Source organism: Bradyrhizobium sp. CCGUVB23 (genome assembly GCF_024199885.1).
In the GTDB taxonomy this organism is placed as follows: Bacteria; Pseudomonadota; Alphaproteobacteria; order Rhizobiales; family Xanthobacteraceae; genus Bradyrhizobium.
Genome location: NZ_JANADQ010000001.1, coordinates 5,450,090 through 5,462,893 on the forward strand (window position 1 = coordinate 5,450,090; position 12,804 = coordinate 5,462,893).

The window sequence follows — 12,804 nt, forward strand, 5'->3', positions numbered from 1 at the left end:
TTTGCGCCGGAAAGTAGCTAAGCTAGGGATCTGGAACTTTCGTCTGCTGTGTGACCAGGGCTCTGACGGATCGAGCAGCCAAGCGTCTAGTCGAATGGATTGTCGTGAGCTGATGGACCAAAGATCGGAATCGACGGGCAGAAGGAGGGTAATGCTCGGCTCGGTGCTCCACGCGGCGCTCCCATTCGGTCAGCTCTACGTCAGACAAGACCGATATAGGTGGCCGAGCCGGCATGACTTTCGAAGTCGTGAGAGCAGGCAGCCCAGTCCCTCTAAATCGGGAGTTGGATTATGAGGGGCATTGACGAGCGCGGGAATCCGCTCAGCTCGGAACGCGCCAACGAAGGTGGGGGCGCCGACGGTTCTCGCGCAGGAGCCGCGCGTGCCCCCGGCGAAGAGACCCGATCATTCGATTCTGCTGTGGAGCGGATCCGCTCAGAGCTTCAGGATTCAGGCGCTTCCAGATCGCGTATCGCGCAACCCGCCAGCGGTGCGGACCGGTTTGCCGGTCCCCCGATCGGCGCGCATCGTATCCTTCGCGCTGCGCTGCAGGGCGCAATGGGTGGAAGCCGTCGTCGTTTCCGCTCCTTGCCGGAATCCAGTTCGTCGCGTTCTGATGAGGAGCTCTGGCGTGACGATCCGGCGGCCGGAAGCTCGCAAACAAGCGCGCGCCCGCAGCACACGCAATCCGTCTCCAATCGGCGTGGCGGACCAGAAGGAGGGCGCGTGCACGATCTGCCATCGCAGGTCGTCCAGGGTTCAGGCTCGCAGCGACCCTGTCGACCTGACAGTGGCGCACCACGTGGCGAGGCGGACTCCTTGCCCTCGGATGGCGAGCCGTGGCGCGCCGATCGAACGGCCGAAAGCTCGCAAAGAGCGGCGCTTCCGCCGGATACGCAATCCGTGCCCGAGCGAAGTGGCAGGCTAGGAAGGTGGCGCATGGGCGATGTGCCTGCGCAGCCAATCCCGCGTGACGGCTCGGAATCGCAACATGGATCTTACAGAGGCACGCCAAATCGGGAAGCAAGTCTGTCGCGTTCGGATGGCGGTCGGTGGCACGCCCATCGAGCGGTCGAAAGTTCGCAAAGAGTCGCGCTGCCGGCGCATCGCCAATCCGTCTCCGACCCAAGTGATGTACCAGAAAGGCCGCGTATCAACCATGCGACTGTGCAGAACGTCCAAGCCGCAATATCGGAAAGGCCTTTTAGACGTTCAGATAAACTGAATGCGGCGCTAAGAGAAATCGCCAGAGCTCGCAACATCGGTATTTTCTCACGTAAAGTGGTGCATCACAACAGGCGGCTGGAGGGGGAGGACCTTTCACAATTTCTGCAAAACGCAGCTGGCCATTTTGATGCTCGGTTTGTGGCGCAGTTGGAAGAAAATATCCGATCGTCATGGGGGTACGCCACGACTTGCAACGCGGTGAGCCGGGACGCGGGAGGTCAGGCCGGCATAAGAGCTTGTCGAGCCCTAGCGGCTCAGGTATCGCGGCTTGACAAGGCGCTCTTGACGCAGGTCGACCCTCGGGCCTTTTCCCTTTTCGCATCATCGTTTGGTCGGCATCCCCGGGCAACGGAATGCCGCGACGGAACGGTCAAAATCGCAGAATTTTGTCGCGATGAAAGCGGGATACTTCAGAAAGCCGAAAGTCAAGGTCTGGCATTACTGGCGAACGGCTTCAGCAAGTGGCCGGAAGAGGCGACCTGTCGCGACGCCACAATCGCAATCGCGGGTGCGATCCCTCGCCACGTCTCCGATTCTACACCGCAGCACCTGGCGAATTTTACACCGCAGCACCTGGCGAACCTGGTGAACGGTTTCAGCAAGTGGCCGCAAGCGGCGGACTGTGGCGATGCCACAGTTGCAATCGCTGGTGAGATCCGTCGCCGTCAGCTCTCCGATTTTACATCGCAGGACCTGGCGATCATGGTGAACGGTTTCAGCAAATGGCCGGAAGCGGCCGATTGTGGCGAGGCCATCGTCGCAATCGCGAGTGAGATCCGTCGCCGCGGGCTCCTCGATTTTACACCGCAGGACCTGGCGAACCTGGTGAACGGTTTCAGCAAATGGCCGGAAGCGGCGGATTGTGGCGAGGCCATCGTCGCAATCGCGAGTGAGATCCGTCGCCGCGGGCTCCTCGATTTTACACCGCAGCACCTGGCGAACCTGGTGAACGGCTTCAGCAAGTGGCCGGAAGCGGCGACCTGTCGCGAGGCCGCAATCGCCATCGCCGGTGAGGTACGTCGTCGCCCGCTCTCCGATTTTACTCCGCAGCACCTGGCAAGCCTGGTCAATGGTTTCAGCAAATGGCCGGAAGCGACGGACTGTCGCGAGGCCACCGTCGCCATCGCCGGTGAGATCAGTTGCCGCGACCTCTCCGATTTTACTCAGCAGCACCTGGCGAACCTGGTGAACGGTTTCAGCAAATGGTCGGACGAGGCGGCCTGCCGCGAGGCCGTCGTCGCCATCGCGGGTGCGGTGCCTCTCCACCAGCTCTCCGATTTCAATTCGCAGGAACTGACGAACCTGGTGAACGGCATTAGCAGGTGGCCGGACGAGGCGGCGTGCCACCAGGCAGTAGTAGACATCGCGCGCAATCTCGGTACGAGAGGCCGGCGCTTCGGTGTTTTCAAAACGCCTGAGCTCAGCATGATTGCCAATGCCCTCGGGCGAAGTGTCATGAGGGCGGAGGACACTGGACAGATCACACAGACCGCTCTGCTGAACGATCGGCTCCATCAGCTGGCGCACCACCTTCACTATGCGACGGATCGCCTGGAGCAGGCCAATGTTCTGAGCATCGCGACCATTTTCAAGGTGCTGGGTAAGGCCAGGCTATTCGACGAACTCGGTTCGCTCGCGCCCACAGGCCTGGGTCGGCTCGAGGAGTTGCGTCGTCACCCCGGTTTTGCCACCGAGAACAACCTCGAAACCGTAGGCAATCTGTGCGTAGCTCTGCTGCCGCTGGCCCGCAGCTCGCAGAAGCCGCTGCGCTGGCACCGCAGACAGGCTCTGGGCTTGCTGAACGATCTGCAATCAGTCGTGGAGCAGAAGATCGAGGCGCATCTGGCAGCAAGCGATGCGGAGCGGACCCGTGGACCACTGGCGACCCGCTGCCCCGCGCTGTCGATCTATCAGGTGCTCAAGGCGCGTGCGAGTCTGGAGACTCTGTACCGACGGCCGTATGTCGAGGGCAAGAGGTCCGATTTGTGGATGAGGCAGCAAGAGCTGCGGCGCGGGACCAGGCAGATCCTGGCCGGCGCGCGCGACCTCATCCAAAGCGATCTGTCCAATATGAGCTGGAATCTGATCGCGCAGATCGAGGCGGAAAGCCCGGTCGATGTGCTCGACGCGCTGATGGTGCAGGATGCGGAAAGGATCAAGGCGCAACATTCTGCGTCCATCTTCGACGTCCATCAGGTGTTGCGAACCATGGATCACGAGCCGAGGCCGCCGCAGGGGGAAGCGGGACTGATGCAGTTGCCGGTGGTGGACCTGCAGGGACGGCGAGTGGCCACGGAGCCCGAGACACGGTATTCGATTTTTCATCGCCTGACCTCGGGGGCGTTGCCGGTGGTCGCGGTGCAACTGCCGGCAAGGCCGAGCGCCTTCATGCTGGCGCGCACGGTCACCGTCGAGAGGGTGCCATACCGCATGGACCTGTTCGGCGGCAGCAAGTTGAAACCACCAAAACCGACCGTCTCGCAGATCGCCGCCCGCGCGCCAGGCGAGCAGCCCGCGGCGTCTTCCGGAGGGAAGCTGCTGGCCATTCCCTATGCCGACACCGCACCCGGCACGGCGTTCGAGCAGCTATCACGCGCCTGGGCGCCTTTCAAAGAGGCCTATTATTACACTCAGCGCAGGGGGTTTGCAGCGCCACCGGCGATCAAGGATCTCGGGCCTCACGACTACGCGCTGGAGGGCACCTTCAACCTGTTGCTGCTGCCGGACCGCCCTGCCACCGAGGAGCATCCCTTCCAGCTGACTGGGCCGCAAGGCCCGATTGCCCTGCGCCCCCATGACGGCTGTGGCTTCATCAAGGCCTCGCTGGCCGAGCGTATGCCAGCGGTTCGCCGGGCCGGCCACCGGGAAGGTTCCGATCGGATGCATGCCTTTGGGGAGGGAAGGCGATCGTCGCTGCCCGCCTCGGCGCTACAGCATTATCCGCGTAGCGCGCAGGTGGCGGATGAGGCGCGCGAGAAGGCCATGAATTGGCTTGAACACAGGCAAGAGGAAAAGCTGACGTCCGAAGAGCTGTTTCGCACCGTGACGGCCGGACATATCGATGGTCCCGGCGCAGTCGCCGTACCGTCCGATGATGGCTGCCTTCATGTGCCGACGCTCAAAAGCGACACCTTGACGGGAACGAGTGGCGTGCTGCTCGGGCGGTCCCCCTACGACAAGCCCAACTTGCGCCCGTTCGAAGCCGAGCGAGTGAGGTCGGCGGTTGATGGCGATTCGACTGCGGCGTTCCTGGATCAGTGCGTGGCCATGCAATACAGTTTTAACGTCGCCCCAAAGTCAGCCGAGCACTTGTCAGCCGACGATCCGACGTTTTTTGCCAAAGGCATTCTGATCGTGGTGCCGGACCAGATGTGGCCGGCCAACTACGCCGGCCAAGGGGTGGTCATGTCTGCCGAGGACGTCAAGTCCCATTCGAACTGGACCAAGCGCAAGGACCGCGTAACGGAGGACACGCCGGTCGACTGCGTCGGCATCCTCCAGGCGACCGAGCTGTTCGCCCCGGGCTCGTTGGTGGCCATTCCGATCGGTGAACAGAAGAAGCTTGACGGTGACTTCGACGGGGACACCGCCATTGTCATCGCCGACCGGCCGCAGCTTTATGAGCATGTCCGGCAGTTCGATCAGGCCGAGCAAGCGCGCGGACTTCGCTCGCTCAAGCCGCCAAAGTCGCATACCCCGGCAATTGAGGGCGAGAGCTACCACTTCAGTCGCGCCAGCCAGATCCTCGCTGCGACACAGGATGTCTTGGAAATCTATAGCTGCCTGCAGCGAGACTTTTTGGCCCAATCGCATGATGCCCGACACTGGTTTGCCGAACGTGCCGTGTTTGGGACTTTCGAGGGCATTCACGACGAGCTCAAGCGGGATATCTGGGCCCTGTTGAACCAGGACCAGGTGCGCGGCCAGGATATCCAGGACAAGCTCGAGCGGGCGAGGGACGAGATCGAGGCTGCAGACCATCCGGTCGCCGGCGAAGTCGCTGAGCTGCTCATTTCCGACCTCGAGGCGTGGGCCGCCAGCGCGGATAAGCAGGTCCTGTCCGAGGGCGTTGACAGCGGGAGCGACGCAATCCCAACGCTGAGCCCAGCGCTCTCCGAGCTTTTCCCGGAGCTGGCGGCGACCTATCCGGCAACGCCTGACCCACGCCACCGTGTCGAACTCTTGCTCGACCATTATCCTGCGCGCATCGATCCCCGCCCGGATGGTTACGACGCCGACGACCTCCTGCAAAGCGCAACCAACCTCCTGAGCCTCGGCATCAAAGTCGGGACCGACGCCTATAAATCCGACACGGGTGCTCGCCACTTCATGAAGAAGGGCGAAATGCTTCAGCGGCTCCTGCAACGGACGCCGGGTCTGCAGTCCGTGCCCTACAGCAAGGGACTGGCGGCGACCCTCAACCAGGGCCGGTTCGATGCCGATGCGACCTTGGAGGATCTGAAGGACAATCCCACGCTGGCGGCTTCAATCATGGAAGCCTCGATCAAGCTTGCGGTGGAGAAGCAGATTCTGCCCGCTCCTTCTGGCCGACAGCCTGCCGCCGAGGATTCCGCCGTGACCGTCACGTTGACCCGCGACGAGGCGGCAGAGCGCAGCAACACCGAAACTGCCCGCGCTAAGGTCGAAGAGCAGGAAATCACCAGAACGGCGACGTCGGTCGCCGAAACCCTCAGGCGGGCGGGCATTCCAATGACAATGCCCCATTTCGATCGCAGGTTGAGATCAGAAAGCTCCATCAGAGACCAGCTCACCGGCATGAGCGCCACATCCGGCGGCGCACAGCTGGTCAGCAACGCCGTTCGCCATGTCTTCGAAGTCCCTGACGTGGATTTCATCCGCGCCTTCAAGACGGCCATACTGGCGTTCGACGAATTGGGCTACACCGAGGTTAGCACGACCAACTGGTTCAGGATGCGCAATCCGACCTTCGTCGGCATCAAGACCGTGCTCGCCACCCCGGAGGATTACCGCTTCGAGGTGGAGTTCCACACGCCAGACAGCTACCAGGCCAAGATTGACAATCACGATACCTACAAGCAGCTGGATGAGCTTCGCAAGCAAGCGAGCGGCGATGCTCTGGAGCAAGGTAAGGCGGAGGAGCTCACTCAGAGCGTGCTTGCCGTCTGCAAGGAGGTCGCCATCCCCGATGGCGCCAGGAACATCCCCCATTGGGGCGGTGAAGCGGGTCTCAGAGGCGCCGCCAGCGCAGCCTTTGGACTGCGCGCTGCCGAAGAACAAAAAAGAAGGCCAGAGAGGTCGGGCATTGCAAAAGAGATTGTCGCTGCTCTCGGTGCGCGGCCCATCGTGCTCGTCGGCCTACCCGGCGCCGGCAAATCCACCATCGGCCGGTATCTCGCAAGACGACTGGGGCTGCCCTTCATCGATTCCGACAAACAGATCGAGCAGGCCACCGACATGTCGATATCGAAGATTTTCGATGCCAAAGGCCCGCAGTGGTTCAGGGACAGCGAGGCAAGCGCGATCGCGCAGTGCGTCGAGAAAGGGAACGTGGTCCTGGCAACCGGCGGCGGGGCGTTCGAGCGCGAGGAAACGCGGCGCCTCATCCAGGACAAGGCGGTGTCGATCTGGCTCGACACCAACCGGGATGAGATATGGAAGCGCCTTGCAAAGGACACCAGCCGTCCGTTGCTGCGCATCGACAAGGCGGAGGATAGCGACGTCGCCGAGAGCTCCAACACGTCGGCCATCAAGAAGCTGCGCTTCGAGGAACTCGTCGCGCAGCGCACGCCCCACTATCGCCAAGCCGATCTCACCGTCGTTCCGCGCGAGAAGCGGGACAACAAGAACGCAGATGCATGCGTGCAGGCGCTGCACACCTACCTTTGCGAGCAGGGCGCTCCGGACCAGAAACGCCCTGGAGATTAACTACAGGTATAGCGCGACGATCGAGGTAGGAAGCCCGTATTGCCCGCATGTAGCGATGTTCCCGATAGACGAGGTGGCCGAGTCAGAGGATCATTGACGCTCGCGGCGGTATGGCAGGCCGGAGATCTTCAACACCGACCAAGGCAGCCAATTCACCCGTGCGGCCTTCGCTACTGAATGATCCGAACTTCTCCAGAACGGGCGACAGGTGCTTTCGTTGACGTAACCGTCAGCGCGCAACCTGTCTCGAGCGCTACCACCGTCAAGAAAAAAAGGAGAGGCCAATTGACATCAATCTGCAATTAAAGGGTCGAATGACACATCCCGCTACCCCGTTGGATGCTTCCGATATCACAATGCATGTTGGACCCACACATTTGGCTCCACGTAAACTCCATAATTCTGCTCAACCGATACAAGTACCGGTACCAATGCGCCCTCGACCTCTGCCTGGCCTGAACGATTGAAGGCTGCCCCCGTCCATTGCGTCCACTCCGCGATGGTCCCAACGATGGTCATGGAGTAGGGAGCGATCTTCAATATTTTGCCTCCGACGCAAACGTGAGTTCGCAACCACGGGTCCGTTGGCAAACCGTCAGCACGTTGCAATGTGATATACTCACGCATTGCCATCCGCGAGCCGAGTTGCTTTTGGCTGGGCCGGACAGGGACAAACATTTCTGCAAAGCCCATTTTCTTCGCGCACGTCTTCAAGGCATCCAACATCGCCAGTGCATTGCCAATGCCCCTCGCCTTGGGGACAAGGGTGATTTCGAGCGCGCTTATCGTCGTCGGCCCACGCCCAACAAGCCTGTCTTCGTGAGCCCAGCGGATAACCTGGTCCCAGCCGCCGTCAGGCAATTCGGTGCGGCCCTCGATGTTGAAGGCAAATGGAACACCAAAGGCGCGCCCGACGATCTCGCCATCGAGAAGTGCTCCAAAAGCGTAGTCGAGATAGTCGAAAAATACAGATTGCCCAAAATAGAGCTTTGCCGTCGCGTCATGTCGCATGAACTCCGGCCACACCCCCTCCAAGTCATTCGAAAAGACCAACGGGATCAGATCTGGTCGTTCCCGCAATGAGAATATCTGTATCTTCATTCTTCGTAACACCACTGCAGCGAGCACGAGAGCTTTTCTTAAAGACTCTGCAACCAGATTTCTAGCAGCCCGACGAGCCGGGCGTGGCAACTGCGGTCTAAATCGACAGTCGAATGACGTCTCGTTCGATTTCAAAACAATCGATTTTCAGAAGTTGAGAGAATTCTTGTGCTTTGGCCACGAGAAGGAGCATTAGACCTCCGCCGACCGGCCGCAGCGATCCGGTCTAAATGTCTCTTGAATAGACGACTATTGGGCGACCGACCGCGACCGCTCCGTGATCCGACGGTACCGGCCCAAATTGCGATCGGAGAACATGAGCTCGTCACGGATGCTGTGCCTTGAGTTGGCTATGATGTCAGGCTACGGCGCCGGACGCCAGTATCGTCCACTCGCCGGGAACCTGCTTCTGTACGGGATTGGGGCGATGGCCGTCGCCTGGTGGGGTCCTAGAGAGGAGCACATCGGCCAATCTACGGAAGGCGTGATCAAATCGGGGATGTGTCGACAACCCGGATGACGGCCTGACCTGATCCCTCGTCCCGGCGAAGGGACGCCGCTTCGGGAAGGCTGGTGTCGTGACCCGCCCGAAACCCTTGTTCGTTCCTCTGTTAGGCTGCGGCGGCGGTTGCCTTGGCAGCCGGATTGAAGGGCACGTTGTCCTTGAGCATGCGGAGCATGATCACAGCGAGCTTGCGCGCCAGCGCCACCTTGGCCTTGTTCATGCCGGCGCGCCTGGCGATCCGCATGCCCAGCTCTTGAGCTGCGCACAACCCCTAACCGGCTTGGTCAGGATGACGTGGGGGCCTCATAGAGCGCCTCGCGCAAGGAAGCATCGCCGTTTTTGCTGATGCGGCCGGAGTAGTCGGTCTCGCCTGACTGGTGCTTCTTCGGCGTCAACCCGAACAGTGGCCCCGCCCGCTTCGAGGAGGTGAAGTGGGCGGGGTCATCGATAGCGCTGGCATAGGTCAGCGAGATGATCGGTCCCACGGCCGGCGTCGACATCAGCAGCCTGGCTTTGGCATCCAGGATGGACATCACCCGTACTTGCTTCTCAAAATTGTTGAACTCGCGCACCAGGGCCGCGTGAACCGCAAGCGTCGCCGCGGCGATCGCCTCAAGGGCCGGATGGCCGGCCACCAACTGGCTGATCCGCGTCGTAAAACCGCGCTTCGTCGTCTTGCCGACCTTCAGCCCGAAGCCGCGCAAGATCCCGCGCAAGCTGTTCTCGATGTCCTGAAGCTTGGCCTGGATCAGCTTGCGCGCCGTCAGAATTGCGCGAATCGCGTGGCGCGTCTCCAGAAGCTCGACCGCGAGGCCTGCCTGCTTCAATCGCGGCGTGACGCCACTGCGACAGCGGTTCTGCCTCCAGTCCGATCCTAACAAGACCGAACCTGAGTGAGCGGAACCACTCGATGAGCGCCTCCGGTTCGCTCGCCACCTTGGCCTCCCGAACGATCTTGCCGTTCGCATCGACAAAGCACACGCGGGAGCATTCCAATGACACGCCGATTCCGGCATAATGGTCCATGGTCGTCTCTCCTCGATGTTTGGAGCGAGGCTTAGGCCCCGACTCCGCGACACCATCAATGTGAGGGCAAACTGCTTGCCTCCCAACCAAGCCGCGCGACGCGCACCCAAACAGCGCCGTAGCGACGGCTTGGGGGAAAGCCCATGGAGCCCGTTACCCGATCTATGAAAGCGCTTGCGACGTTAGGGACTGCTATCGGCGCAGCTTTAGCGCATGACATCACCTTTTCGGGCGGTCCAATACGTGACCCCTTTCCCCTTCCGTTTCCCGCTGAGGCCGAAATGTTGGGCGGCGTCGTGCAGCGTCGTCGACGCGAGTTCGCTTGGGGACGGCATCACGCTCGTGAAGCGCTGGAGCGTCTGGGCTTCGCTCCTGTTCCGATTTTGTCGGGGGCAGATCGAGCTCCTATTTGGCCTTCCGGAGCCATGGGGAGTATTTCCCACTCTTCGTCTGATTGCGGAGCCGTTGCCGGACGCTCTAGCGACGTACTCGCTTTGGGATTGGACATTGAAGACGAGGAACCACTTGAAGGGGACCTTCTGCCGATCATATGCACCCCCGCCGAGATCGAGCTTAGCGAGTGGTCTAACAGTCGAGTCGGTCCGAAACTAATCTTCGCAATAAAGGAAGCCGTATACAAATCGTATGCGCCGGCAACTGGTGAATTTTTGGATTTTTCAAGATGTGAGCGTCAGGACTAACAGTCAGTGTAGCCTATTCGAGGCCCAAATCGTCAACTCGGACAAGCCCGCGAGCTTTGGAAGTCGAACTATTAACGGAATTTATCTGCCATTTGACGGGGGAATTCTCGCGCTAGCTGCGCGATTTCGAGACACGTAATGCCCTGGGATGGTATGCGGGCCGTTTCCCTTCGTAAGAGCTGGCATATCAGTAAGACGATCTCATCAAGGTCGGTCGCAACGAAGGAACATTGCGCGTGGCTATATGAACATTGATTGGATCGTCGGGCGATCAATCCATCGAGGGTGTATCTGTCCATCGAGCCAGCGGGTGTTTCGCGCTAACATAGACTGCCCAAACCAGGTCGTTCATCAAGCGCACGTGAGCTGAGCGGCCAGTAGAACGGTGGATCTCTCAATCGGCAATGCCGATCCGGATGCGCGTGCGTCGTCCAGCCGACCACCTCTACGAGTTTGGCTGCTGTATGAAAGCAGTCTCACGGTATACCCGCCTTCCGCTGTGGCGCGGTCGCGGGCAGGTCTCTATTCGTCACCCACAGTTTCTCTCGCCCCGGGACTGCACCATGGAGGGAGCCTGAGAATTGCCACGACATGCAGTTCGCTCGCGGTTGAATGGAATAAGCCTCAGCAAGAGCATCAAATGGCTTGATGCTCACGTTGGGTCAGGTTGTAGGCTTGGAAAAGTCCCGCCCAAGGCGACTCCACACACGCATCGATTTCGCATTGACGAGCTGGAGCATAGCGCAAAGTGACGTCAGATGCTCGCTTCAAGATGGTCTGGAGAATGATGAATGAACGTCAGAACTTCGCTTTTCTGAGTTGTTAGGCAAGCATTCGAAGGATCGGGAGTGTGGAGGTGGTCCAATCAAGTAGTTGCAGATCCGTTCGCAATAGGTTCGAGCTCGCGCCGAGGGACCGCCGCGACGTTTTGAGTCGCGCGCTCTTTCAGTAGCCTTGCCGAGGTGCGACCTTTTTAGAACGAGCAGATCCTAGCCAACGAGGGTCGAGAAAATATGACCAACACAAAAAATATGACCAACACGAGAAGAGTCGTGTTGGTGCGCGGCGGAAACAACTTGGGCGCTCAAATTGACTTGGTTGGCGGGCTCCCGCAGCGCGGAGTTACCACCCACGGCCGAGCCTCTTGTGCACGAAACGGTTAGCTGAGGTGTGAAATGGCGCATTCGTCTCCTCCGACGCTCGCAGGTAGTCGCGAAACGGCAGATCAGGATAGGCAACGGCTGGCAGTCCCGTCAATTTCCTCTGTGGTCTTTGTTGGTAGTGGTACGCTAGCTATCGGCTGCGCTCAGATAGCAATCGAGATGGGGTACGTCATCCGCGCGGTATTGTGTGCCGACCCTATATTCAGCGATTGGGCGGCGCGCACCAACGTCTTGTGCGTGGCGAGTGTTGAGGAGCTCTCCACGTTCCTGAATACGGAATCGGTGGAGTGGATATTTTCTGTTGCAAATCCATTCATATTGCCAGCGGAAGTGTTTGGGCGAGCGCGTCAAGGCGCTTTCAACTACCACGACGGTCCCTTGCCGCGATATGCGGGAGTTCATGCGACGTCTTGGGCGCTGTTGGCTCAAGAGACCGAATACGCCATCACGTGGCATCGCCTCGATGAGGGGGTTGATACGGGTGATCTGGTCGTTCAACGCCAGGTCTTGATTGCGCGCAGCGATACTGCCTTGACCCTGAATCTCAAATGTTATGAAGCCGCTGTCGAGGGCTTCCGGGAACTCTTGACTGGGTTAACGAACGGAGAGTTCAGCGCCCGTCCGCAGGTGCTAGTGGAGAGAACCTATTTTCATAGGAGTCGACGCCCGGATGCTGCGGGCTGTCTGCGATGGGATCGCTCCGCCCAAGATCTGTCAGCAGTAACACGCGCGCTAGACTTTGGGCCGTATCATGCAAATCCGTTGTGCCTGCCCAAGGCTCTGCTTGGCGATGACGTTGTCGTAGTCAAATGCTTGGAAGTGCTGGCTGGACGCTCGGGCTTTCCGGCGGGCTCCCTGGTTGAAATTCACTCCAGCCATTGGCGGGTGGCGACAGGTACAGAGGATGTTGAGGTTTGCTTTAGCAGCTCAGATGGTCAGGCTTTCGACGCGCGGGCACTCGCGAGGCACTCCAATCTGAACATAGGCGATTGCCTCCCGATTTTGAGCGATGGGCAGGCGCGGAGCATAACTGTCGCCCACGAAATGTTGGCGCCTTGGGAGAAGTTTTGGCAACGGCGACTTGAGCAGTTTGAGTTATTGGAGCTTCCTTATCTGTCGTCTTCAGAAGCTGAGGCTCATCCCAGACGGCAGACGACTTCATGGCTCATTCCAA

3 protein-coding genes and 2 pseudogenes are annotated in these 12,804 nt (G+C 60.0%); 3 read left to right on the top strand and 2 right to left on the bottom strand.

All coding sequences use genetic code 11. From position 1 onward, the window contains the following. Window positions 1-1,167 precede the first annotated feature (1,167 nt). A complete protein-coding gene (gene xopAD, locus NLN62_RS25210; RefSeq protein WP_254110611.1) occupies window positions 1,168-7,134 on the top strand; it encodes a XopAD/skwp family type III secretion system effector in 5,967 nt (1,988 codons plus the stop codon). A 351-nt stretch (window positions 7,135-7,485) separates the two neighbouring features. On the opposite strand, the gene NLN62_RS25215 is transcribed toward xopAD, so the two are convergent. Both NLN62_RS25215 and NLN62_RS25220 read right to left on the bottom strand, forming a co-directional pair. Then, complete coding sequence (locus tag NLN62_RS25215) at window positions 7,486-8,145, bottom strand: hypothetical protein (RefSeq protein ID WP_254113690.1); 660 nt, start codon at window positions 8,143-8,145, stop codon at window positions 7,486-7,488. A 701-nt stretch (window positions 8,146-8,846) separates the two neighbouring features. Then, window positions 8,847-9,766, bottom strand: a pseudogene (locus tag NLN62_RS25220) (IS110 family transposase). 281 nt (window positions 9,767-10,047) lie between these two features. Between NLN62_RS25220 and NLN62_RS53575 the strand changes: the two are divergent. Both NLN62_RS53575 and NLN62_RS53580 read left to right on the top strand, forming a co-directional pair. Next, window positions 10,048-10,467: a 4'-phosphopantetheinyl transferase gene (locus NLN62_RS53575; RefSeq protein ID WP_371933137.1), complete on the top strand. Its 420-nt coding sequence runs from the start codon at window positions 10,048-10,050 to the stop codon at window positions 10,465-10,467. 1,322 nt (window positions 10,468-11,789) lie between these two features. Continuing rightward, window positions 11,790-12,194: pseudogene (locus NLN62_RS53580) on the top strand (formyltransferase family protein); the annotation flags it as partial. Between the last annotated feature and the right edge of the window lie 610 nt (window positions 12,195-12,804).